This is a genomic window from Nocardioides montaniterrae, assembly GCF_054782655.1.
The window spans coordinates 363,990-385,306 of the sequence record NZ_BAAGSB010000001.1 but is presented as its reverse complement, the minus strand read 5'-3'; the positions used below and the strand labels follow the sequence as shown (position 1 = coordinate 385,306).

Annotated in this window: 22 protein-coding genes and 1 tRNA gene; 13 read left to right on the top strand and 10 right to left on the bottom strand. The window is 70.6% G+C overall.

From position 1 onward, the window contains the following. Positions 1 to 4: 4 nt before the first annotated feature. Positions 5 to 670, top strand: a complete 666-nt coding sequence (gene pdxH, locus ACYVJ3_RS02110) for a pyridoxamine 5'-phosphate oxidase (RefSeq protein WP_460850832.1) — start codon at positions 5 to 7, stop codon at positions 668 to 670. Here pdxH and ACYVJ3_RS02105 read toward each other — a convergent pair. Continuing rightward, positions 622 to 1,938 carry a protein kinase family protein gene (locus ACYVJ3_RS02105; RefSeq protein ID WP_460850831.1) on the bottom strand — a complete coding sequence of 439 codons (1,317 nt, stop codon included), beginning with the start codon at positions 1,936 to 1,938 and terminating at the stop codon, positions 622 to 624. The two genes, pdxH and ACYVJ3_RS02105, sit on opposite strands and share 49 nt — an antisense overlap. 180 nt (positions 1,939 to 2,118) lie before the next feature. Here ACYVJ3_RS02105 and ACYVJ3_RS02100 point away from each other — a divergent pair, with 180 nt between their 5' ends. Genes ACYVJ3_RS02100 through ACYVJ3_RS02090 form a run of 3 tightly spaced genes read left to right on the top strand, consistent with a single transcriptional unit; the run spans position 2,119 to position 6,424 of the window. Further along, complete coding sequence (locus ACYVJ3_RS02100) at positions 2,119 to 2,697, top strand: TetR/AcrR family transcriptional regulator (RefSeq protein ID WP_460850830.1); 579 nt, start codon at positions 2,119 to 2,121, stop codon at positions 2,695 to 2,697. After that, complete coding sequence (locus tag ACYVJ3_RS02095) at positions 2,697 to 4,439, top strand: ABC transporter ATP-binding protein (protein ID WP_460850829.1); 1,743 nt, start codon at positions 2,697 to 2,699, stop codon at positions 4,437 to 4,439. The genes ACYVJ3_RS02100 and ACYVJ3_RS02095 overlap by 1 nt, the downstream gene beginning before the upstream one ends. Then, positions 4,436 to 6,424 carry an ABC transporter ATP-binding protein gene (locus tag ACYVJ3_RS02090; RefSeq protein WP_460850828.1) on the top strand — a complete coding sequence of 663 codons (1,989 nt, stop codon included), beginning with the start codon at positions 4,436 to 4,438 and terminating at the stop codon, positions 6,422 to 6,424. Before ACYVJ3_RS02095 ends, ACYVJ3_RS02090 begins: the two co-directional genes overlap by 4 nt. 3 nt (positions 6,425 to 6,427) lie before the next feature. Here ACYVJ3_RS02090 and ACYVJ3_RS02085 read toward each other — a convergent pair whose 3' ends face one another. Then, positions 6,428 to 7,057 carry a hypothetical protein gene (locus ACYVJ3_RS02085; protein WP_460850827.1) on the bottom strand — a complete coding sequence of 210 codons (630 nt, stop codon included), beginning with the start codon at positions 7,055 to 7,057 and terminating at the stop codon, positions 6,428 to 6,430. Positions 7,058 to 7,163: 106 nt separating this feature from the next. Between ACYVJ3_RS02085 and ACYVJ3_RS02080 the strand changes: the two genes are divergently transcribed. The 3 genes from ACYVJ3_RS02080 (at position 7,164) to ACYVJ3_RS02070 (ending at position 9,012) form a co-directional block, all read left to right on the top strand. Beyond that, positions 7,164 to 7,601 (top strand): MarR family winged helix-turn-helix transcriptional regulator, encoded by a 438-nt coding sequence (locus tag ACYVJ3_RS02080; protein ID WP_460850826.1) that lies wholly within the window; start codon positions 7,164 to 7,166, stop codon positions 7,599 to 7,601. Between the two features lie 12 nt (positions 7,602 to 7,613). Next, on the top strand, positions 7,614 to 8,300 hold the full coding sequence (locus ACYVJ3_RS02075) for a metal-dependent transcriptional regulator (RefSeq protein WP_460850825.1): 687 nt from the start codon (positions 7,614 to 7,616) through the stop codon (positions 8,298 to 8,300). Positions 8,301 to 8,493: 193 nt separating this feature from the next. Next, a complete protein-coding gene (locus tag ACYVJ3_RS02070; protein ID WP_460850824.1) occupies positions 8,494 to 9,012 on the top strand; it encodes a hypothetical protein in 519 nt (172 codons plus the stop codon). A gap of 4 nt (positions 9,013 to 9,016) precedes the next feature. Here ACYVJ3_RS02070 and ACYVJ3_RS02065 read toward each other — a convergent pair whose 3' ends face one another. The 3 genes from ACYVJ3_RS02065 to ACYVJ3_RS02055 are packed head-to-tail and all read right to left on the bottom strand — an operon-like array spanning position 9,017 to position 11,924. After that, positions 9,017 to 9,283: a DUF2277 domain-containing protein gene (locus ACYVJ3_RS02065; RefSeq protein WP_460850823.1), complete on the bottom strand. Its 267-nt coding sequence runs from the start codon at positions 9,281 to 9,283 to the stop codon at positions 9,017 to 9,019. A 17-nt stretch (positions 9,284 to 9,300) separates the two neighbouring features. Beyond that, positions 9,301 to 11,409, bottom strand: coding sequence for a beta-propeller domain-containing protein (locus ACYVJ3_RS02060; RefSeq protein WP_460850822.1), 2,109 nt, complete (start codon positions 11,407 to 11,409; stop codon positions 9,301 to 9,303). Next, entirely contained in the window at positions 11,409 to 11,924 is a 516-nt protein-coding gene (locus tag ACYVJ3_RS02055) for a SigE family RNA polymerase sigma factor (RefSeq protein ID WP_460850821.1), read from the bottom strand. The genes ACYVJ3_RS02060 and ACYVJ3_RS02055 overlap by 1 nt, the downstream gene beginning before the upstream one ends. A 65-nt stretch (positions 11,925 to 11,989) precedes the next feature. Here ACYVJ3_RS02055 and ACYVJ3_RS02050 point away from each other — a divergent pair, with 65 nt between their 5' ends. From ACYVJ3_RS02050 to ACYVJ3_RS02040, 3 genes are all read left to right on the top strand, one after another. After that, on the top strand, positions 11,990 to 13,204 hold the full coding sequence (locus ACYVJ3_RS02050) for a saccharopine dehydrogenase family protein (RefSeq protein WP_460850820.1): 1,215 nt from the start codon (positions 11,990 to 11,992) through the stop codon (positions 13,202 to 13,204). Between the two features lie 204 nt (positions 13,205 to 13,408). Next, entirely contained in the window at positions 13,409 to 14,176 is a 768-nt protein-coding gene (locus ACYVJ3_RS02045; RefSeq protein ID WP_460850819.1) for a membrane protein, read from the top strand. A 125-nt stretch (positions 14,177 to 14,301) separates the two neighbouring features. Continuing rightward, positions 14,302 to 15,006 (top strand): 4'-phosphopantetheinyl transferase family protein, encoded by a 705-nt coding sequence (locus tag ACYVJ3_RS02040; RefSeq protein ID WP_460850818.1) that lies wholly within the window; start codon positions 14,302 to 14,304, stop codon positions 15,004 to 15,006. A 44-nt stretch (positions 15,007 to 15,050) separates the two neighbouring features. Here ACYVJ3_RS02040 and ACYVJ3_RS02035 read toward each other — a convergent pair. Next, positions 15,051 to 15,126, bottom strand: a tRNA-Arg gene (locus tag ACYVJ3_RS02035). Positions 15,127 to 15,246: 120 nt separating this feature from the next. Between ACYVJ3_RS02035 and ACYVJ3_RS02030 the strand changes: the two genes are divergently transcribed. Both ACYVJ3_RS02030 and ACYVJ3_RS02025 read left to right on the top strand, forming a co-directional pair. Further along, entirely contained in the window at positions 15,247 to 16,515 is a 1,269-nt protein-coding gene (locus ACYVJ3_RS02030; protein ID WP_460850817.1) for an LCP family protein, read from the top strand. Between the two features lie 11 nt (positions 16,516 to 16,526). Then, positions 16,527 to 16,712 (top strand): hypothetical protein, encoded by a 186-nt coding sequence (locus ACYVJ3_RS02025; RefSeq protein ID WP_460850816.1) that lies wholly within the window; start codon positions 16,527 to 16,529, stop codon positions 16,710 to 16,712. Between the two features lie 28 nt (positions 16,713 to 16,740). On the opposite strand, the gene ACYVJ3_RS02020 is transcribed toward ACYVJ3_RS02025, so the two are convergent. From ACYVJ3_RS02020 to ACYVJ3_RS02010, 3 genes are all read right to left on the bottom strand, one after another. Beyond that, the gene (locus tag ACYVJ3_RS02020) at positions 16,741 to 17,082 is read right to left on the bottom strand and encodes an MscL family protein (RefSeq protein ID WP_460850815.1); all 342 of its coding nucleotides are present in this window, start codon (positions 17,080 to 17,082) and stop codon (positions 16,741 to 16,743) included. Between the two features lie 51 nt (positions 17,083 to 17,133). Continuing rightward, positions 17,134 to 17,784 (bottom strand): Flp pilus assembly protein CpaB, encoded by a 651-nt coding sequence (gene cpaB, locus ACYVJ3_RS02015; protein ID WP_460850814.1) that lies wholly within the window; start codon positions 17,782 to 17,784, stop codon positions 17,134 to 17,136. Positions 17,785 to 17,858: 74 nt separating this feature from the next. Then, a complete protein-coding gene (locus tag ACYVJ3_RS02010) occupies positions 17,859 to 18,140 on the bottom strand; it encodes an FmdB family zinc ribbon protein (RefSeq protein WP_460850813.1) in 282 nt (93 codons plus the stop codon). Between the two features lie 81 nt (positions 18,141 to 18,221). On the opposite strand from ACYVJ3_RS02010, the gene ACYVJ3_RS02005 reads away from it, so the two are divergent. Further along, complete coding sequence (locus tag ACYVJ3_RS02005; RefSeq protein ID WP_460850812.1) at positions 18,222 to 20,753, top strand: penicillin acylase family protein; 2,532 nt, start codon at positions 18,222 to 18,224, stop codon at positions 20,751 to 20,753. Here the strand turns inward: ACYVJ3_RS02005 and ACYVJ3_RS02000 are convergent. Continuing rightward, on the bottom strand, positions 20,727 to 21,308 hold the full coding sequence (locus tag ACYVJ3_RS02000; protein WP_460850811.1) for a 5-formyltetrahydrofolate cyclo-ligase: 582 nt from the start codon (positions 21,306 to 21,308) through the stop codon (positions 20,727 to 20,729). The genes ACYVJ3_RS02005 and ACYVJ3_RS02000 overlap by 27 nt on opposite strands. Positions 21,309 to 21,317: the final 9 nt, after the last annotated feature.

Genomic DNA, 21,317 nt, shown 5'->3' with positions numbered 1-21,317 from the left:
GCGGGTGAGTGAATCTGCGGAGTCCTTGTCGCCGGGCGCCAAGCTGGCAGCCCTGCGGAGGGAGTACGGCGACCGCGGGCTGGCTGAGGCCGACGCCGGGAGTGATCCGTGGGCCCTCTTCGGCCGCTGGTTCGGCGACGTCGTCGAGGCCGGTGTGCACGAGCCCAACGCGATGGTCGTCGCCACCGTCTCGCCCGACGGCCGCCCGTCCGCGCGGATGGTCCTGCTCAAGGGGTACGACGCGTCCGGCTTCCGGTTCTTCACCAACACGACCTCGCGCAAGGGCGAGGAGCTGGCCGCCCACCCGGAGTGTGCGCTGCTCTTCCCGTGGCACCCGGTCGAGCGGCAGGTCCGCGTCGAGGGCGTCGCGACGCTGCTCGACCAGGCCGAGGTGGCGGCGTACTTCTCGGCGCGGCCGCGTGGTGCCCAGCTCGGCGCCTGGGCCTCGCCGCAGTCGCAGGTGATCGGCGGGCGCGCCGAGCTCGAGCAGAGGTACGCCGACGCCGCCGCCCGCTTCACCGACGACGTGCCGGTGCCGGCGGGGTGGGGTGGCTACCGGGTCGCGCCGCGGGTCTTCGAGTTCTGGCAGGGCCGGCAGGGGCGCCTGCACGACCGGTTGCGCTACTCCTGGACCGGGACCGAGTGGGTCAGGGAGCGGCTCGCGCCGTGAAGCGTCGGGTCGTACTTCGGCCCGTCGCGGTGGGTCAGGGCGAAGATCAGGCCCGCGATCAGCACCAGCACCAGGATCGCGGCCAGCGCGATCTTCTGGACCTGGTCGGCCGTCAGTCCCTTGCTGCGGCGGCGGGTGCTGCGCACGCGCTCCTCTGACGGCTCGGTGGCCTCGTCGTCGGCGGCCTCGTCGTCCGTGGGCTCGTCCTCGGCCTGCTCGTCCTCGGTCGCCTCGTCGTCGGTGGTCGAGTCTTCCGAGACCTCGTCCTCGGTGGTCGAGTCCTCCGGGGCCTCATCCTCGGCGGCCGAGTCCTCTTCGGCGGCCTCGGCGGCGAAGACCTCGGACGTGGCGACGACGGGCGACGGCTCGGCCTCGACCGGGTCGGCGATGGCCTCCTCGATCGCCTCGCCGATGGGGTCGACGGGCGCGGGGCCCTCCACGACCGGAAGCTCGTCGGTGAGCGGGTCGCCGCCGTGCAGGGCCTTGGGGCTCCACCGGATCTCGGGCACCTCGTGGGAGGGGCGGGTCGGGTCGTCGGTGGCGGTCCAGTCGATCAACGGGCGCGAGTCGGACTGCGCGGAGTGGTCGGCGGGGTTCCAGGCGATCCGGGGCACGGCGTGGCCGGGGGAGAGGGCGCGGCGGAACTCCTCGTTGCGCTCCTCGCGGATCTGGTCGGCGCTGCGTGCGTCGCCGGCGAGGTCTCGAGCGGGTCGCTGCGCGGCCTGGTCGACCGCGGGCTCGGGGGCGGCCGCCGGCTCGGGCGTCGGGATGACGCGGTCGGCCGTGGCCGGCCAGCGGTCGATCGGCACGACCTGGAGCAGGGTGTCGAGGACCTTCGGCAGCGGCCGCTTGGCGGGGTCGACCTGCAGTGCTCGGGTGATCGCCTCGGCGGCGAACGCCGGGAAGCCGGGGTGGCGCTCCACGATCGGGAGGGGTACGCCGCGGGGGTCGAAGGCCGGTGCGTCGCCGGCCAGCAGCCGGTGCGCGAGCGAGGCGTAGGAGAAGGCGTCGGAGGCAGGCGTCGGCTCGCCGCCGGCCCGCAGCTCGGGGGCGGCGTACTTCTCGTCGTACGTCGCCGTGTCGGCCAGCCGCACGTTGTCGCCGTCGATGATGATGCTGTCCGGCCCGAAGGCGCCGTACGCCGAACCGGCGGCATGCATCGGAAAGAGGGCCTCGGAGACGGCGCGCAGGATCGCCAGCGAACGCTTGGCGGACAGCGCGTCGGTCCCGTCGTCGGCCTTGAGCTCGCGCAGCGTTCCCTGCTCCAACTTCAATCCCCGTTTCGGTGCGCGTCGTTGCACCCCGTCGCGCCCGACGGGGCCGGCACCCGAGCTGCCAGCGACTATCGTGACACGGTCCCGTCGTGGTCCAGACCGGTTCCCAAGGTTTGCCGGTTGCTCACGGGAAATCCATTTGTGAGTGAGTGCTCACTCATCTAAGGTGTGGGCATGGTCCGCGCCGCTCCGATGTCTCCCGACGAGCGCCGGGCGGCCCTCATCGGCGCCACCCTGCCGCTGTTGCACCGCCACGGCCGCAACGTCACCACCAAGCAGATCGCCGAGGCGGCGGGCGTCGCCGAGGGGACGATCTTCCGGGTCTTCGGCTCCAAGGACGAGCTGGTCGACGCGGCGGTGGAGGCCGGGATGGACATGACGCCCTTCCTGGCCGACCTCGAGATCGTCGATCGCGATCGTGAGCTGCGCGCGCGGCTGCTCGACGCCGTCGCCCTGCTCCAGATCCGGTTCGCGGGCATCTTCGCGTTGATGACCGCGGTCGGCATGGTCGGGCGGCCGCGGTCCCACCGCAGCGTCGAGGCCGACCGTCTTCGGGCCGAGCAGATCCTGGTCTCGCTCATCGAGCCCGACGTGGAGCGCCTCACCTGTCGGCCCGACGAGCTGGCACACCTGCTGCGCCTGCTCACCTTCTCCGGCACCCATCCCCACATCTCCGATGGGCGCCGCCTCACCCCGGAACAGATCGTCGACACCCTTCTCGACGGCGTCCTCAGAAAGGACAACGAGGAGTAATGCTGCTCCGTCTGATGCGTGACCACCTCAGGCCCTACAAGGGCTGGCTCGGTGCGATCGTCCTGCTCCAGCTCGTCGCCACCGGCGCGATGCTCTACCTGCCCAGCCTCAACGCCGACATCATCGACAAGGGCGTGGTCCGCGGCGACACGTCGTACGTCGTGCACACCGGTGCCCTGATGCTCGCGGTCTCGCTCGCCCAGGCGGTGTGCGCGGTCGCGGCGGCCTGGTTCGGCGCGCACGTCTCGATGGCCTTCGGCCGCGACGTACGCCGCAACGTGTTCGCCCAGGTGGGCCGGTTCTCGGCCCGCGAGGTGACCCTCATCGGTGCGCCGTCGCTGATCACCCGCGCGACCAACGACGTGCAGCAGGTGCAGATGCTGACCATGCTCACCTGCACGATGGCCGTGCAGATCCCGATCCTGATGGTCGGCTCGATCGCGATGGCCATGCACGTCGACCTCGCCATGTCGTGGCTGGTCGCCGTGGTCGTGCCGGTGCTCGCCGTGCTGATCGGCCTGGTCGTGAGCCGGATGGTGCCGTACTTCCGCCTGGTCCAGGAGCGTCTCGACGCGGTCAACAAGGTGCTGCGCGAGCAGATCACCGGCATCCGCGTGGTCCGGGCGTTCGTGCGCGAGCCGCTGGAGACCGAGCGCTTCGCGAAGGCCAACCAGGACCTCACGCACGTCTCGCTCAAGGCCGGCAACTGGATGGCGGCGATGTTCCCGATCGTCATGCTGGTGGCCAACGGCGCGAGCGTCGCGCTGATCTGGTTCGGCGGGCACAGCATCGCCGACGGGTCGATGCAGCCCGGCGCGCTGACCGCATTCCTCTCCTACCTCATGCAGATCGTCATGTCGGTGATGATGGGCACCTTCATGCTGATGCAGGTCCCGCGCTCGGCCGTGTGCGCCGACCGCATCACCGAGGTCCTCGACACCGACTCCTCCGTCGTGCCGTCGCAGAGCCCGGTCACCGAGCTCACGGTCCACGGTCACCTCGACCTCGAGGGCGTCTCGCTGACCTACCCGGGCGCCGAGCAGCCGGTGCTCCGCGACGTCAGCTTCAGCGCGCGGCCCGGCCAGACGGTGGCCGTGATCGGCTCGACGGGCGCCGGCAAGACCACGCTGATCAACCTGATCCCGCGCCTGCTCGACGCGACCGCGGGCTCGGTGAAGGTCGACGGGGTCGACGTACGCGACCTCGACGAGGAGGTCCTCTGGGCCACCCTCGGGCTGATCCCGCAGAAGGCGTTCCTGTTCACCGGGACCGTCGGCTCCAACCTGCGCCAGGGCCGGCCCGAGGCCACCGACGAGGAGCTGTGGGAGGCGCTGCGGATCGCGCAGGGCGAGGACTTCGTCCGCGCCATGCCCGAGCAGCTCGACACCCCGATCGCCCAGGGCGGCACCAACGTCTCCGGTGGCCAGCGCCAGCGGTTGGCGATCGCGCGAGCGCTCGTACGCCGCCCCGAGATCTACCTGTTCGACGACGCGTTCTCCGCGCTCGACCTGGCCACCGACGCGCGCCTGCGGGCCGCGCTCAAGCCGGTCACCGTCGACGCGACGGTGGTGATCGTCGCCCAGCGCATCGCCACGATCCGCGACGCCGACCTGATCCTGGTCCTCGACGACGGCGAGATCGTCGGCCGCGGCACGCACGACGAGCTGGTGGCCGGCAACCCGACGTACCAGGAGATCGCAGCCTCGCAGGGCATCGGCGAGAACGAGGAGGCCGTGGCATGAGCAAGGAGATGAAGACGACCGAGCGGGTCGTCGGCGGTCCGGGCGGCCCCGGCCGCGGCGGGCCGATGGGTGGCGTCGCGATGGGCCAGAAGGCCACCAACTTCAACGACTCGGCCAAGCGGCTCCTGCGCGAGCTCTCGCCGGAGCGGCCGATGCTGTACGCCGTCCTGCTGCTCGCCCTCGGCTCGACGATCCTGATGGCGCTCGGCCCGCGGCTGCTCGGCCACGCGACCGACAAGGTGTTCAACGGCTTCCTCGGCGGCTCGCTGCCGAAGGGTCTGACCAAGGAGCAGGTGGCGGCACACCTGGACGCGCAGGGTGACCACACCAGGGCCGACCTGATCCGGCACGCCGACCTGATCCCCGGCACCGGCATCGACTTCACGGCGGTCGGCCACGCGCTGCTCCTCGTGCTGGCGGTGTACGTCGTGGGCTCCCTGCTGGCCTGGCTGCAGGGACTCCTCGTCAACCGGGTGGTGCAGCGCTCGATCAGGCGCATGCGCACCGACGTCGAGGACAAGGTCAACCGGCTGCCGCTGTCCTACTTCGACCGCCAGCCGCGCGGTGAGCTGCTCAGCCGCATCACCAACGACATCGACAACCTGGCGCAGAGCATGCAGCAGACGATGAGCCAGATGCTCACGGCGCTGCTCTCGGTCGTCGCGGTCCTGTCGATGATGCTCTGGATCAGCTGGGAGCTGGCACTGCTCGCGCTGATCTCGGTGCCGATCTCGATGTTCGTGACCACCCGGATCATGAAGCGGTCGCAATCCCAGTTCATCAACCAGTGGCGCCAGACGGGCAAGCTCAACGCGCACGTGGAGGAGTCGATCTCCGGCCACGCCCTGGTGTCGGTCTTCGGTCGCCGTCAGGCCGTCGAGGAGGTCTTCGCCGAGCACAACGGCGAGCTGTACGAGTCGGCCTGGCGTGCACAGTTCGTCAGCGGCCTGATCATGCCGGTGATGATGCTGGTCGGGAACCTGAACTACGTCGTGATCGCCGTCGTGGGTGGCCTTCGCGTGGCGCACGGCTCGCTGTCGCTGGGCGACGTACAGGCCTTCATCCAGTACTCGCGCCAGTTCACCCAGCCGCTGACCCAGCTGGCCTCCATGGCGAACCTGCTCCAGTCCGGTGTCGCCTCGGCGGAGCGGGTCTACGAGCTGCTCGATGCCGAGGACCAGGTCCCGGACGTCGGTGGTTTCGATACCTCGCTCGCTGGCGCTCGCTCGTACTCAACCACCGGAGGGGGGCGCGTGGCCTTCGAGGACGTCTCGTTCTCCTACGACCCGGCCAAGCCGCTCATCGAGGACCTCTCGCTGGTCGCCGAGCCGGGCCAGATGGTCGCGATCGTGGGCCCGACGGGTGCCGGCAAGACCACGCTGGTCAACCTGATCATGCGGTTCTACGAGCTCAGCGGCGGCCGGATCACCCTCGACGACGTCGACATCACCGAGATGACGCGCGCCGACCTCCGCTCGCGCGTGGGCATGGTCCTGCAGGACACCTGGCTGTTCGAGGGGACGATCCGCGACAACATCCTCTACGGCCGCCCGGAGGCGACCGAGGAGGAGATGCTCGCTGCCGCGAGGGCGACGTACGTCGACCGCTTCGTCCACTCGCTGCCCGACGGCTACGACACCCTGCTCGAGGACGACGGGGCGAACCTGTCGGCCGGCGAGCGCCAGCTGATCACCATCGCGCGGGCGTTCCTGGCCCAGCCGGGACTGCTGATCCTCGACGAGGCGACCTCCTCGGTCGACACCCGCACGGAGCTGCTGCTCCAGCAGGCGATGGCGGCGCTGCGCACCGACCGGACCTCGTTCGTCATCGCGCACCGGCTCTCGACGATCCGCGACGCCGACCTCATCCTGGTGATGGAGGACGGCCGGATCGTGGAGCAGGGCTCGCACGCCGACCTGCTGGCGGCGGACGGGCCGTTCGCCCGCCTGCACGCCGCACAGTTCGCCGCCGCCGAGGTGGCGTGAGCCTCAGCAGTCGTACATGAAGCCCGCCCGGCGCCCGTCGGTCACCGCGATCTCGGTGACCTTCGAGGCGCCGGTCGGCTTCGCCCCGTCGATCTGGAACGAGAGGTAGACGTGGCTCGGGTCGCCGTCGGCCTCGACGTACACCTGCGAGGTCCCGGGCCAACCGTCGTGGGAGGGCTGGGAGAGGTCGCTGCCGTAGGCGTGCAGAAGGCTCCGGTACGTCGACCCCACCTCGATGCCGTTCGAGAGGTGCGGGCCGGGCGTCTTCACCGAGACCTGGGTGACGGTGTTCGCGCGGGTGTAGACGAAGTACTTCTTGCCGGTGCGGTCCGACCGCCAGTGGATCCGCTCGCCGGGGCAGAGGATCGCGCCCTTCGCGACCAGACCCGTGTGCAGCGCCTGGCGGATCGTGTCGCCGGCGTGCACGGCGCCCACGGATCCCGGTGCGATCACCAGGTCGTGGGAGGCGGACGGGGTCGACGCCGGGGTCGCGGTCGCGGTGGTGGTCGGGGTCGTCGTGACGGGGTCCTGGGCGTCGGCCGCGCCGTTCCCGCAGGCCGAGAGGGCGCTGACGAGGGTGACGGCGAGGAGTCCGACGCGGGCGGTCTTCGTGGTCTTCGAGAGGGGGTTCATGCCTGTGCAGATGCGCCGTAGTGCCCGGTGGTTGCAGGAATCAGACGACATTCCGCGGACTAGTCAGATAACGACCTGGTCACGATTCGCGCGATAGGTTGCGGGTGTGGATTCGCGTATGGAGGCGTTCAACGCCCTGCAGGCCGAGCTCGGCGTCCTCGTCGGGAGGACCCGGCGGGGCATCGCGGCACGGGCGCACCAGGTGCACCCGGAGCTGCAGGCCGGCTCGTACCTGATCCTCGGGCACGTCCAGGCGCACGGCCCCCTGCGCGCGACCACCGTCGGTGAGATCTTCGCCATCGACAAGGGCTCGGTGAGCCGGCACGTCCAGCAGCTGGTGGACCTCGGCCTGATGACGCGGGCGACCGACCCGCAGGACCGTCGCGCGCAGCTGCTCTCCGTCACGCCGGAGGGTGCTCGTCGCCTCGACGAGGTGCACGCCGCCCGCCGCGAGGGCGCCACCCAGAAGCTGGAGTCGTGGTCGGTCGAGGACATCGAGACCCTGGCCGCCGGACTCCATCGTTTCAACATCACCTTCGCCTGAGAGACTGGTCGCGTGAGCGACCTGATCGACACCACCGAGATGTACCTCCGGACCATCTTCGAGCTGATGGAGGAGGGCATCGTCCCGCTGCGCGCGCGCATCGCGGAGCGCCTTCACCAGAGCGGTCCGACGGTGTCGCAGACGGTCGCCCGGATGGAGCGCGACGGCCTGCTGACCGTCGAGGGCGACCGGCACCTCGAGCTCACCGACGAGGGCACTCGCCTGGCCACGCGGGTGATGCGCAAGCACCGCCTGGCCGAGCGCCTCCTCACCGACGTCATCGGCCTGGACTGGGAGCTGGTCCACGAGGAGGCGTGCCGCTGGGAGCACGTCATCTCCGAGAACGTCGAGCGCCGGCTGATGGAGCTCCTCGGCAACCCGACCCAGTCGCCCTACGGCAACCCGATCCCGGGCCTGACCGAGCTCGGCCAGAACGCCGAGGCCGACGCCTTCATGACCGACGTCGTCTCGCTGTCGAAGGCCGCCGGCCCCGAGTCGGGCCGCGCCCTCGTACGCCGCATCTCCGAGGAGATGCAGAAGGACGAGGCCCTGATGAGCGCCATGCGCCGCGTCGGCGCCCTCCCCGACAAGACCATCACCATCCAGGCCACCGCCGAGGGCGTGCTGGTCGGCTCCGGCGGCGAGACCGCCGAGATCTTCCCCGAGGCCGCCGACCACATCTTCGTGAAGGTTCTGTAGGCCGTCGTACCTGATCTTTTGGCCCTCAAATCGGCGATTTCGGGGCCAGAACATCAGGTACGACGGGCCTGAGGTTCGGTGAGAGCCCCGGTTGTTTGGCGTACGCCGTCCCGCAGCGCTCGCTCCTCCGGCGGCAATCGGTGCTAGTTTCCACGCGTCTCTCGGGCTGGTCATCTGCCGACGGGAGAACCCCATGCACCGCCTCCGCTGGATCACCGCCATCCTGCTCGCGACCGGGCTGTTGTCCGTGACCGCGACTCCGGCCACGGCCGAGGAGGCGTACTACTGCAGCAGCACCTGCGTCCACACCGACGCCCGTGGAGATGCGCCGGCGCGTGCCGACATCCTGCGCGTCCGGGTGGCGAACCTGGACCACGGCTTCAGCCTGCGGATGCGGATCCGTGCGCTGCCGCGTTCGGGGCACTTCGTCCTCGGCGCCGGCCTTGCCGGCTGGGGCTGGAACTACACCGTCGACCACAAGCCCGGCTCGACGGTGGTCCGGGCCAACGCGATCAGCGAGGTCGACGTGTATCCCAAGGTGCGCTGCAGGGGCGCGCACGTGCGCTGGGACCGCTCGACGGATGTGGTCACCGCCTTCTTCCCGTTGTGCGGTGGCAGCAAGGGCGATGGCTCCATCGTCGATGGCGTCGACTTCCGCAGCGGTGACGCGCACGACCGCTCCGGCAAGGTGTTCTACAAGCCGTTGGGGTGACGCCTCAGCCGAAGCGGACCCGGTTCCGCTCGATCTGCTTCTGACGCTCCTCCTCGCGGTTCTTCGGCGGGGCGGTCGTGACGAGATCCTCCAGCAGGTGCTGGGTGATGTGCGCGATCTCGGCGACGGCCCGGTCGAACACCTCCTGGTTGGCCTGGCTCGGCTTGACCGTCCCGCTGACCTTGCGGACGAACTGCAGGGCAGCGGCGGTGACCTCGTCGGACGTCGCCGGAGGCTCGAAGTTGTTCAGCGGCCTGATGTTGCGGCACATGCTCCGAGCCTACGACGTCACCTGGTGGGGGCCAGGTGCCAGAAGTGCGCACCCTCGCCGGTGGTGACCACGACCCGTCCGTCGCCGAGCGGTACGGCGCGCACCAGGTCGACGTCGTCGCCGTACTCCACCTGCGTCTTGTGCTTGACCAGCTTCCCGGAGCGCACCTCGAGCGAGGCCAGGTAGCCGACCCGGCTGGCGCCCCAGCGCTCGATGACGGTCAGCGCGGTGCGCGACTTCGCCTCCCAGGTGAAGCTGCGCGGGTCGTTGGCCGCGAGCGGGTCGGTGTTGTGGAAGTGCGCCTGCGCGATCCGGTGCAGGTGGCGCATGTCGGTCGTGTTGAACAGGCCGACCTGGGTGTTGCCGCCGGGGCCGACGCCCACGCCGATGAGGCGGTGCGGGCCGAGCGGGTGGAGGTACGCCGAGTAGCCGGGCAGCTTGACCTTCGCGATCAGCCGGGGCCGGGACGGCTTGGTCAGGTCGATGGCGAACATCGGGTCGGTGTTGCGGTAGGTCACCAGGATCGCCAGGTTGTCGAACCAGCGCGCCGACTCGAGCTCCTCGTTGCGGCCGATCCCGTCGACCCGGCCGATCTCGAACAGCTCCTCGCCGCGCTTCTTCATCGTGACCAAGGAGTTGAAGCTGCCGGTCTCCGACGTCGGGCCGACGGCCATCCGCAGCACGCCGTCCTTCTCGTCCATCGACCAGCGGTCGCGGATGCGGCCCTCGACCTCGCCCGAGGCGACGTGCACCGCCTTGTCGCCGTTGAGCGCGAAGTCGAAGAGGTAGCTGGTGCCGCCCTCGGGGCCGACGTACGGCCGGTCGGGCCGCAGCATGCCCGCCGCGAGGCACCGGTCGAAGCAGCCGTACGACGTCGGGCTGGCCACCAGGTAGAGGTGGTCGGTCGACTCGTAGGCGATGTCGGTCGCGCCGGCCAGGCCGATCGCGTTCACGTCGTTCGGCGTACCTGCCTCGAAGCCGACGACCGAGACGGTGTCCAGGCCGACCTTGGCGTCGGGGATGCCGACGTCGGTGCAGTCGAGCAGCTGCCGGTCGTCGCTGCCGTGGGCGATGATCGGCAACCAGTCCCTGATCGTGGAGTCGGCGACCACCTTGCGGTTGGCCTTGAGCGCGTCGCGCTCGGTGACGTCGCCGTGCGGCTGGGTGAAGTCGAGGTCCGGCAGGCCCGAGCTGAGCACCAGCCGGATCGCGTCGCCGTGCTGGCGGGCCGAGAGCAGGCTCGCGCTGTAGGTGACGTTGTCGGTCTGCTTCGGTGCCCTCGGGTCGCTGAGGTCGATCGTGGTGACCCGGGTGAACGGGACGTTCGTGTCGGACGAGTCCGCGCCGACCAGGACCAGCGTGTGGCCGGACAGCAGCATCTCGGGGGAGTCGATGCCCTGGATCGGCATCGAGGAGAGGCGGCGTACGTCGTGCCCGGAGACGTCGTAGAGCCAGAGCTCGTCGTCGTGCAGCTGGGCCAGGATCTTGCCGTCGGTCTTCACGGTGTCCGGCTCGTCCACCCCCGACTCCTGGGTGTTGGTGCCGGTCTTGCTGGACTGGCGGCCCTGGGTCTGGACGAGACCATCGAGAGACTTGGTGGCCGACTGGATGGAGTTGATGCTGTCGAGCAGCCCCGAGGTGTCGGTGTAACGACCAGCCTCAGGTGCGCTGGCCATCGCGTGCATCGGTGCGCGACGCATGCCGTCGTCGGCGTACATCATCGGCCCACCGCCCCACCCCCAGGCGGTGACGAGCTTGGCGGCGCGCTGGCGGTAGGTGCCGAGCAGGTCGTCGCAGGAGGTGGCGGCCTTGACGTCGGCCTGGAAGGCGGCGGCGTGGAGGTCGCCGTTGCCGCCGGACCCGCCGTTCCCGCCACCGGCGTTGATGCCGACGACGAGGGCGGCGGCGACGCCCGAGACGGCAGCCGCGGCGACCAGCGGACGGCCGATCGCGCGGCGCCGCCTGGCGCGGGCGGCGGCGGTGGACAGCGCCGTGGCCTCCGCCTCCGCCCGCAGCTCGGCACGCATCTCGGCGCGCATGTCGACCCGGTGGGCCTCGTGCAGGATCGCGTCGATCGGTACCGGCCCCACGGGCAGGTCGTCCCAGTTCTTCTCGAGGTCACTCATCACAGGCTCCGTACGTCGGCGAGGTGGTCGTCGTCCGCGAGCTGGGTCAGCGCGCGGGAGAGCCGGCTCTTCACGGTGCCGGCGGGGATGCCCAGCGCGGACGCGGTCTGCGCCTCGGAGAGCTGGGCGAAGTAGCGCAGGACGACGACGTCCCGGTTGGGCTTGGTCAGGCGGTCGAGCGCCCGGTGGACCGCGTCGGCGATGACGATCGCCTCGCTGGCGTCGGTGGTCGACCCGGAGGCGCTCTCGACCCCCTGGGGCAGGTCGCGCCGCCGCTTCCACCAGCCCGTTCGTCGCTCGTCGCGCAACGCGTTGACCAGCATCCGGTAGACGTAGGCGTCGCGGTTGTCGGCCCCGTTCACCCGCTCCCACGCGCCGTAGCACCGCACCAGCGTCTGCTGGGCGAGGTCCTCGGCCTCGTGCATGCCCGCGCCCAGGAACACGGCAGCACGGACGAGCGTGGGCCAGGCCGTCTCGGCGTACGCCGTGAAGGCGGTCTCGTCGTTGTCGTCCACGTCCCTATGACGGAGGTCCGGACCCTGAGGTTCCATCGTGCGCGCAACGGTGCCACGATCGGGGCATGGCTGCTGCCGATCGCGGATCGCGATCCTTCGACGTCGTCCTGTTCGGTGCCACCGGTTTCACCGGCGGCCTCACCGCCGAGTACCTCGCGGAGCACGCTCCCGCCGAGCTGCGCTGGGCGATCGCGGGCCGCTCGGAGACCAAGCTCCAGGACGTGCGCTCGAAGCTGGCGACCATCAACCCGGCGTGCGCCGACCTTCCCCTCCTGCTGGTCGACGCGACCGACGAGGTGCGCCTGACCGAGGTCGCCGCCTCCACCAAGGTGATCGCGACGACGGTCGGCCCCTACCTCCAGCACGGCGGCCCGCTCGTCGCCGCGTGCGCCGCCACCGGCACCGACTACGTCGACCTGACCGGCGAGCCCGAGTTCGTCGACAAGATGTACGTCGCCCACGACGCGACCGCCCGTGCCACTGGCGCCCGGCTGGTGCACACCTGCGGCTTCGACTCGATCCCGCACGACCTGGGCGCCTACTTCACCGTCCAGGCACTGGCCGAGGCCTGCGGCGGCGAGATCACCGACCCGGTCCGGATGCGCGGGGTCGCCCGCAGCAACGGCACGTTCTCCGGCGGCACCTTCCACTCCGCGATGACCGCGTTCTCGCGCGCGAAGCAGATGAGTGACGCGATGAAGGCCCGCAAGCGCATCGAGCCGCGCCCCGAGGGTCGGCGCTCGCGTGCCATCAACGGCAAGCCGGGCCGCGACCGCGCGCTCGGCTACTGGCTGCTGCCGCTGCCCACCATCGACCCGTTCGTGGTCGCCCGCAGCGGAGCCGCGCTGCCGGCGTACGGCCCGGACTTCGGGTACACCCACTTCGCCGGGACCAAGACGCTCCGGTACGCCGCCGGTGGTGCCGCCGGGGTCGGCATGCTGCTCGCCGGCGCGCAGGTGGCGCCCGTGCGCGAGTTCCTCAAGAAGAAGGTGCCCCAGGGGAGCGGCCCCGACGAGCGGCGCCGCGAGAAGACGTGGTTCACCGTCGACTTCGTCGCCTCGACCGCGCCGAAGTCAGGCGAGCCGGTGACGGTGCGCACGCAGGTCTCCGGCGGCGACCCCGGCTACACCGAGACGTCCAAGATGCTCGCCGAGTCGGCGATGTGCCTGGCCCTCGACGACCTGCCGGACACCTCCGGACAGGTCACCCCCGCGGTCGCGATGGGTGACGCTCTCCTCGGGCGCCTGCAGGCCGCCGGGATCGAGTTCCGGAGGGCCTGAGGCCTGACCCATCCGGGCGGAATCGCCCGTTGTGACTGGCCGGGGCCGGATCGGCGGAGCCGTCCGTGAGCCCGTGCGGCGCGGCCGTACCTCTGTCCATCGGCCGATCTTTGTGCCTAGGGTGGTCGGTGAGGAACGACCTCGGAGCGACTCCGACGTCCCCCTCATCAAGTGGTTGTCTCCATCTCGGGAAGGCAGGACCTCATGACAACTCTCATCTCCACGCTCTCGATCAACATCGACTGGGGCGGAATCTTCGGCGACAACCTGAAGACCGTCATCAGCTTCATCCCGAAGCTGGTCGTCTTCCTGGTGATCCTCTTCATCGGCTGGATCATCGCCAAGGCCGTAGCCAAGGGGCTGGCCATCGTGCTGACCAAGGTCGGCTTCACGAAGGTCCTCGACAAGGCCGGCGCCGACCAGGCGCTCGCGGCTGCGGAGATCAAGCCGATCGACCTGATCGCCAAGCTGGTCTACTACTTCGTGCTGCTGATCGCGCTGCAGCTGGCGCTCACGGCGTTCGGTCCGACCAACCCGGTCAGTCAGATCGTCGACGACATCGTCCACTGGCTGCCGAAGGCGTTCGTCGCGATCATCATCGTCGTCATCGCCGGTGCGGTCGCCAACGCGGTCAAGGACATCCTGGCCGCCTCGCTCGGTGGCGTCTCGTACGGCGCACTGCTCGCCAAGATCGTCGCGGGCTTCATCGTCGCCCTCGGCGTGATCGCCGCGCTCAACCAGGTCGGCATCGGCCTCTCGGTGACCCTGCCGGTCCTGATCGCCGTCCTCGGCACCATCAGCGGCATCCTGATCGTCGGCGTCGGTGGTGGCCTGATCGGCCCGATGGCGCGACGCTGGGACGGCTGGCTCGACTCGATCTCCGCCGAGTCCAAGCGGGCCGGCAACGCTGCTCCGGCGCACGCCGCTCCGACGGCCTCGACCGCCGTTCCGCCGGCCCCGCCGCAGGTCTGATCTGCCGCAAGCAGTTGTTGCTTTGAGGTTGTGAAGTGGAGCGAGGCCCATAGACCTCGCTCCGCTTCACAACCGGCGACCAGTGCCGAGGCGTAGGGCGCCCAGCGATAGGGCAGGCTGGAGGCATGTCGTTCCAACCTCTCGGCGTACCTTCCCTGCTCGACCCGCCGCTCCTCGCGGACGTCGCGCCGGGGGACCCCGCGGTGTGGGTGCTGCGGACCGACGAGGTCACCGAGGCCGAGCTCGACGCGGCCCGTGAGTGGCTCGACGCCGAGGAGCGCACGCAGGCCGGCTCCTACGTCCGCGCCGAGCTGCGTCGCCCGTACGAGATCGCCCACGCGGCGACCCGGCGGATCATCGCGACGGCGCTGCGCACCGAGCCCGGCGAGATCCGGTTCGGGCGCCACGACTGCCCGCGCTGCGGCGAGCCCCACGGCCGCCCGCGCATCGAGGGCAGCGACCTGGAGTTCTCCCTCAGCCACACGCCGGGACTGGTCCTGGTCGCGCTCGCGGACCGCCCGGTCGGCATCGACACCGAGCGCTGCCCCGACCCCGACGGTCTCGCCGGCCTGGTCGGCGTGCTCCACCCCGACGAGGCCGAGGAGGTCTCGGCCGCCCCCGACGACGCGCAGGCCGCGCAGCGGTTCACCCGCGCGTGGACCCGCACCGAGGCCTATCTCAAGGGCCTCGGCATCGGCCTGGGCCGCGAGCCGCAGGCCGACTACCTCGGTACCGGCACCGACCCGCAGCGCTTCATCGACGGCTGGCAGGTCCGCGACATCGAGGTCCCCGAGGGGTACGCCGCGGCGTACGCCGTCCACGTCGGCTGAGGTCTCGACACGCAGCTCGCGGCGCCTCGGCACCGCCGAGCGTGTGGTGCCCCAGGCAAGAGTCGAACTTGCGACCTTTCGCTTAGGAGGCGGCTGCTCTATCCACTGAGCTACTGGGGCTTGGCGGACATTGTGGCAGGTGGCACTGACGACGATGCGGCACGGGTTGGTCGGTTCCCGTACCGTTCATTCGACCGTTCTCGGACCATTCGCCCTGTGGCGCACGACGAGGCTGAAGAGATGACCCAGGATCCATCCGTACCCCCGCCGGGCCAGAGGGCCCGCCGTGTGGGGACCTCGGTCACCGGCTCGCGGCGTACGCGCGGCCGACGCAGGGCGTTCCAGCCGCGCAAGATCGTCGCCCGTGTGATCGTCGCGGCCCTCCTCACGCTCGCGCTCATCACCGGTGGCGGCGTGGTGCTGGCCTACAACCACTGGAACGGTCTGCTCAACCACAAGGACATCTCCGCCCAGCTGCACAACCGCCCCGCGAAGCTGAAGGCCGGCCCCCTCAACATCCTGGTGATGGGCTCGGACTCGCGCACGGGCAAGGGCGACAACATCGACGGCATGAAGAACATCGGGCAGCGGTCGGACACCACGATCCTGTTCCACCTCTCCGCCGACCGGAAGTTCGCCTACGGCATCTCCATCCCGCGCGACACCCTGGTGAACCGCCCGGCCTGCTACAAGTCCGACGGCACCGAGATCCCCGCCGCCTCCAACGTGATGTGGAACGACGCGTTCTCCGTCGGCGGCGCGGCGTGCACGGTCCAGCAGTTCGAGCAGCTCTCGGGGATCCGCGTCGACCACTACGTCGTGGTCGACTTCAACGGTTTCAAGAACATGGTCGACGCGCTCGACGGCGTCGAGGTCTGCATCCCGCAGGAGATCGACGACCCCGCCCACCACATCAAGCTGATGCCGGGCACCCGCGAGATCAAGGGCCAGCAGGCCCTGAGCTACGTCCGGGTCCGCTACACCGTCGGCAACGGCATGGACACGGGCCGGATCAAGCGCCAGCAGTCCTTCATGGCCTCGATGATCAAGAAGGCCGTCTCGGCCGGCATGGTCGCGCGCCCCGACCGGATGCTGAAGTTCGTCAACGCCCTCGCGGGCTCGCTCACCACCGACTTCAAGAACGTCGGCCAGATGGCCAGCGTCGCCGAGGCGGCCAAGGGCGTCGGCCTCAACGACATCAAGTTCGTCACCACGCCCTGGGAGCTCGCGCCCAGCGATCCCAACCGCCTGGCCTGGCTTCCCTCGGTCAAGCGCCTGTTCCGGCTGGCGGCCGAGGACGAGCCCCTGACCAAGGAGTTCCGCGAGCAGTCGATCAGTGCGGCCGAGAACCCCAGCGGCTCGGCCACCGCCACGCCGACCGGCAAGGCCACGAGCGGTACGACGGTCGAGCCGTCGGCGAGCAGCTCGGCGAGTCCGTCGGGTACGCCGAAGCCGGACCAGGGCCTGTCCCAGTCCGAGCGCCAGGCCGCCGGCCTCTGCACCTCCTAGGCTCGGACCTCATGAGCGAGGAGAAGCCCGAGGCCGACTGGCAGCGCAAGCGGCGCCTGGCCGAGGTGTTCGGCGACGTGCTGCCCGACGCCACGAGTGACGACCGTGAAGAGCCGGGCGAGCGCTCGGGCAGGGACCGCGAGTCCGCCTCGGAGCGCTGGCTGAAATCACAAGTGCCGCCTCACCACGGAGGGTGAGACGGCACTCGCAGGTGCTGCGTCGTGATCAGGCCTTGGTGGCCAGCGAGTCGCGGATCTGCGTGAGCAGCTCGAGCTCGGACGGGCCGGCGGCCTCCTCCGGGAAGAAGCGCTCCTTGGCCTTGGTGTAGGGCACCACGACGAGGAAGTAGACGACCGCCGCGAGCAGGACGAACGCGATGACGGCGTTGAGGAAGGCACCGAACGACTTCGGGTCGTTGGAGAAGTACTTGCTCGCCGAGTCGGGCATCTGCGCGGTGAGCCAGGCGACGAACGCGGTGACGACCGCACCGAAGGACGTGGCCATGATGACCGCGACGGCGAACTCGACGAGGTTGCCGCGCAGCAGGAAGTTCTTGAATCCGGACATGTTGTTTCCGCTCCTATTTACCGAGGTTCTTGGGGGACTAACGCGGGGAATCTACCGGTTCTGCCAGGCAAAGGTCACGAACGCGACCACCGCGGCGGCCGTGACCTGTTGCACCTCCTCGGACGGCACTCCGACCACCACGAGCCGCCCGGTGAGGCTCCCGCCACCGGTGCTGTCGCCGTCGGGAGGTACGGCGAGGACCTCCACGTGCTCGGCGATCGTGCTGGTCGAGCCGTGCTGCGGGTCGGTGGCGAGCAGGTCGATCCGGTCGCCGGGGGTCAGCAGCGCGGCCTGGCCGGGGTCGGAGATCCGCACGGGCAGCGCGGTCGTCCCGGACGCGGCATCGGCGAGCCTGGGCCCGACCAGTCGTGCCTCCGTGACCGGCTCGCCCCTGGTCAGCGGAGCCGCGAGGATCCGGCCGACCGGTGCCTGTGCGAGCCCGTCGGGGGTCGCGCCGGGCGGGAGATCGGTCGTCGTGAGGTCGCCCGGCTCCAGCTGCCTGCCGGCAGGCAGCTCGTGCGCTGCCACCGTCACCGCGGTCCGGGCCGGCGCCGGCGGGGCGACCGCGTGCACCGTCGCGCCCACCGCCACCGCGGCCAGCCCCGCGGCGAGGAGGCGGCGTCGGCGCAGGACCGCCCGGCGTACCGAGGTGGCGAGGCGCCCGAGGCGCTGACGAGGAGGGAGCGGGGTCCGAGGGTCCATGCGGCGGACGCTAGGCCGGGTCGCTCACCCCGGGAAGCCCCGCGCCGCCTTGTCCACAGGCACGCGCGGACGGGTCAGGCGGAGGGCGTCGAGGAGGCGGCGGGCTTGCTGTCGGAGCTCGACGCGCCCGACGAGGAAGCCGACGACGAGGAGGCAGCGGTGCTCGAGGGGGAGGAGGACGACTTGTTGTCGGTCTTGTAGAAACCCGACCCCTTGAACACCACGCCGACGGCGTTGAACACCTTGCGCAGCGTGCCCTCGCACTCGGGGCAGACGGTCAGCGAGTCGTCGGAGAACGACTGGACGATCTCGAAGAAGTGGCCGCAGTCGGCGCAGCGGTACTGGTAGGTCGGCATCTGTCCTCCTTCGGTCCGGGTGCGATTAGCACTCCCGGTTGTCGAGCGCCAACGATACGACACGGCAAGATGTTCCCCATCATGGTGGAGGGAACCCCGAACGATCGTTGGCCGCGCGCCTTCTACTGGACGGCGTACATCGCGCTCGCGCTCGTCGTGCTGCTGCTCGCCGGTCTGGTGACCGGCGTCGTCGTCGTACGCCGCAGCTGGCCGCAGACCGAGGGACATCTCAGGCTCGACGGGCTGGACGGAACGGTCCAGGTGATCCGCGACAGCCACGGCATCCCGCAGATCTACGCCGACACCACCCACGACCTGATGCTGGCGCAGGGTTACGTCTCGGCGCAGGAGCGCTTCTTCGAGATGGACGTACGCCGGCACGCGACCGCCGGCCGCCTCTCGGAGATGTTCGGCAAGGCCGGTCTGGAGACCGACCTGGTCACCCGCACGATGGGCTGGCGCCGGGTCGCCCGCCAGGAGCTGGCGCTGCTCGACCCCTCGACCCGTGACGCGTTGGACGCCTACGCGCAGGGCGTCAACGACTACCTCGCCGGCCGGCCGCTCTCGCGGATCTCCTTGGAGTACGCGCTGCTCGACGTCTCCGGACTGAACTACCACCCGGCCAAGTGGTCGGCCATCGACTCGATCTCCTGGCTCAAGGCGATGGCCTGGGACCTGCGCGGCAACCTCGACGACGAGATCGCCCGCGCGCTCAGCACCGCGGCGGTCGGGTCGGGGCGCGCGGCCGAGCTGTTCCCGGCGTACGACTTCGTCCACCATGCGCCGATCGTCGGCCGCGGCGTCACCCGACCGGTCAACACCGGACCCAAGCCCGACGGCATCGGCAGCAACGCGTGGGCCGTCTCCGGCGCGCTGACCGACAGCGGCAAGCCGATCCTGGCCAACGACCCGCACCTGGGCGTCTCGATGCCGGGGGTGTGGATGCAGGTCGGCCTGCACTGCCGGGTGGTCGACAACGACTGCAACCTCGACGTCGCGGGGTTCAGCTTCGCGGGCGTCCCCGGCGTGGTCATCGGCCACAACGCCCACATCGCCTGGGGATTCACCAACCTCGGGCCCGACGTCAGCGACCTGTACGTCGAGCGGGTGCATGGCGATCGCTGGCAGCACGGCGGCCGCAGCGAGAAGCTCGCTGTGCGGACCGAGACGATCAAGGTCCGTGGTGGCGACGACATCACCCTGCGGGTGCGCTCGACCGAGCACGGCCCGCTGCTCTCGGACCTGACCCGGCTCGACGCCACCAACAGCGAGGTCGACCTGACCGACGACGGTCTGCTGCAGAGCATCACCCGGGCCGGCCAGGCCGTGGCCACGAGCCTGCCCCGGGCCAAGGGGTGGTCGACCGGGGTGGCCCTGTCGTGGACCGCGCTCGAGCCGCGCCCCACCGCCGACGCCCTGCTGGCGCTGGACAGCGCCAGTGACTGGTCCTCGTTCCGCAAGGCGCTCTCCGGGTTCGCCGTACCGGGCCAGAACGTCGTGTACGCCGACACCGCCGGCCACATCGGCTACCAGGCGACCGGCCGCGTGCCGATCCGGCGCAACGGCGACTCGGGCCTGGTGCCGGTCGCGGGCTGGGACCCACGCAACGACTGGACCGGGCGCTTCATCCCCTTCCAGCAGCTGCCCCATGTCCTCGACCCGAGCTCGGGGATGATCGTCACCGCCAACCAGGCCGTCGTCGATCCGAGCGACTACCGCTACCACCTGGCCGACGACTGGGACCGCGGCTACCGCTCGACGCGCATCGCCGAGCGGCTCCGTGCCGCGAGCGCCAACGGGCAGAAGATCGGCGTCGCCACGATGGCCGCGATCCAGCTCGACGACATCAACCCGATGGCGAGGGTGCTGCAGCCCTACCTCGCCAGGATCCACCTGCCGGCCGGCTACTACTCCGACGGCCAGCGCCTGCTCGCCACGTGGAACGGCGGCCAGGCGGCCGAGAGCGCCGCGGCGGCGTACTTCAACGTGGTGTGGCGCGAGCTGCTGCACCGCACGTTCGCCGACGAGCTGCCCACGTCGCTGCAGCCCGACGGCGCGAGCCGCTGGTTCGACGTGGTGAGCGGGCTGCTGCAGCGGCCCGACGACCGGTTCTGGGACGACGTCACCACCGACAAGGTCGAGACGCGCGACGACATCCTGCGTGCCTCGATGATCGCCGCGCGCGACGACCTCACCCGGCTGGAGTCACCGGACGCCAGCCGGTGGTCCTGGGGTGGCATCCACCGGCTCGAGCTGAGGAGCTCGACGCTCGGCGAGTCGGGCATCGGCCTGGTCGAGCGGCTGTTCAACCGCGACGCCGGGGGAGTCGGCGGCGGTGGCTCGCTGGTCGACGCGACGTCGTGGGACGCACGGGACGGGTACGACGTCACGGTGGCCCCGTCGATGCGGATGATCGTGCCGATGGCCGATCTGGACGCCGCCCGCTGGATCAACCTCACCGGCGTCTCCGGGCATGCCTTCGACCCGCACTACGCCGACCAGACCAAGCTGTGGGTCAAGGGTCAGACGCTGCCGTGGCTGTTCACCGAGAAGGCGGTGAAGGGCGCCGGCAAGGACGTCCTGACGCTAGAACCGGACGACTCCTCGCGGTGACGCGGCGGCCGTCACCGGCCGGTCGTGCGGCTCCGCCGGCACGGGTACGCCGACCTCGTCGGCGTACAGCAGGACACAGGTGAAGGTGCCGACCGGCACGCGTGCCAGGGCGCGGTCGTAGGACCCACCGCCGCGTCCGAGCCGCATGCCGGTGGGGGAGACCGCGAGCCCGGGCACGAGCACGGCGTCGGCGGTCGCGACCGCGTCCACGCCGAGGCGGGGGCCGACGGGCTCGAGCAACCCGCGCCGGGCAGGGGCGAGCGAGGCAGGGCCGGAGTAGACGGCCCAGTCCAGGTCGTTGTCGGGCAGCAGCACCGGCAGGACCACCCGCTTGCCGGCGTCGACCAGCGCGTCCAGCAGCGCGGTGGTGCCGGGCTCGCTGCCGAGCGAGACGTAGCACGCGACGGTCGCGGACCGGCGTACCTCCGGGGCGTCCAGCAGCACCTCCGCCAGGGAGCGCGCGTCCGAGCCGACCTCGACCAGCGGCCGCCGGCGGCGCGCGGTGAGCAGCTGGTCGCGCGCGGCGACCTTCGCCGCCGGTTGTCCCTCGATCACCGGATCAGC

Coding starts and splice junctions, on each gene's coding strand:
- ACYVJ3_RS02100 (WP_460850830.1), top strand. CDS start 2,119: ATGGTCCGCGCCGCTCCGATGTCTCCCGACGAGCGCCGGGCGGCCCTC.
- ACYVJ3_RS02045 (WP_460850819.1), top strand. CDS start 13,409: ATGACAACTCTCATCTCCACGCTCTCGATCAACATCGACTGGGGCGGA.
- ACYVJ3_RS02030 (WP_460850817.1), top strand. CDS start 15,247: ATGACCCAGGATCCATCCGTACCCCCGCCGGGCCAGAGGGCCCGCCGT.
- ACYVJ3_RS02065 (WP_460850823.1), bottom strand. CDS start 9,283: ATGTGCCGCAACATCAGGCCGCTGAACAACTTCGAGCCTCCGGCGACG.
- ACYVJ3_RS02095 (WP_460850829.1), top strand. CDS start 2,697: ATGCTGCTCCGTCTGATGCGTGACCACCTCAGGCCCTACAAGGGCTGG.
- cpaB (WP_460850814.1), bottom strand. CDS start 17,784: ATGGACCCTCGGACCCCGCTCCCTCCTCGTCAGCGCCTCGGGCGCCTC.
- ACYVJ3_RS02070 (WP_460850824.1), top strand. CDS start 8,494: ATGCACCGCCTCCGCTGGATCACCGCCATCCTGCTCGCGACCGGGCTG.
- ACYVJ3_RS02050 (WP_460850820.1), top strand. CDS start 11,990: ATGGCTGCTGCCGATCGCGGATCGCGATCCTTCGACGTCGTCCTGTTC.
- ACYVJ3_RS02060 (WP_460850822.1), bottom strand. CDS start 11,409: ATGAGTGACCTCGAGAAGAACTGGGACGACCTGCCCGTGGGGCCGGTA.
- ACYVJ3_RS02040 (WP_460850818.1), top strand. CDS start 14,302: ATGTCGTTCCAACCTCTCGGCGTACCTTCCCTGCTCGACCCGCCGCTC.
- ACYVJ3_RS02010 (WP_460850813.1), bottom strand. CDS start 18,140: ATGCCGACCTACCAGTACCGCTGCGCCGACTGCGGCCACTTCTTCGAG.
- ACYVJ3_RS02090 (WP_460850828.1), top strand. CDS start 4,436: ATGAGCAAGGAGATGAAGACGACCGAGCGGGTCGTCGGCGGTCCGGGC.
- ACYVJ3_RS02085 (WP_460850827.1), bottom strand. CDS start 7,057: ATGAACCCCCTCTCGAAGACCACGAAGACCGCCCGCGTCGGACTCCTC.
- ACYVJ3_RS02020 (WP_460850815.1), bottom strand. CDS start 17,082: ATGTCCGGATTCAAGAACTTCCTGCTGCGCGGCAACCTCGTCGAGTTC.
- ACYVJ3_RS02025 (WP_460850816.1), top strand. CDS start 16,527: ATGAGCGAGGAGAAGCCCGAGGCCGACTGGCAGCGCAAGCGGCGCCTG.
- ACYVJ3_RS02005 (WP_460850812.1), top strand. CDS start 18,222: ATGGTGGAGGGAACCCCGAACGATCGTTGGCCGCGCGCCTTCTACTGG.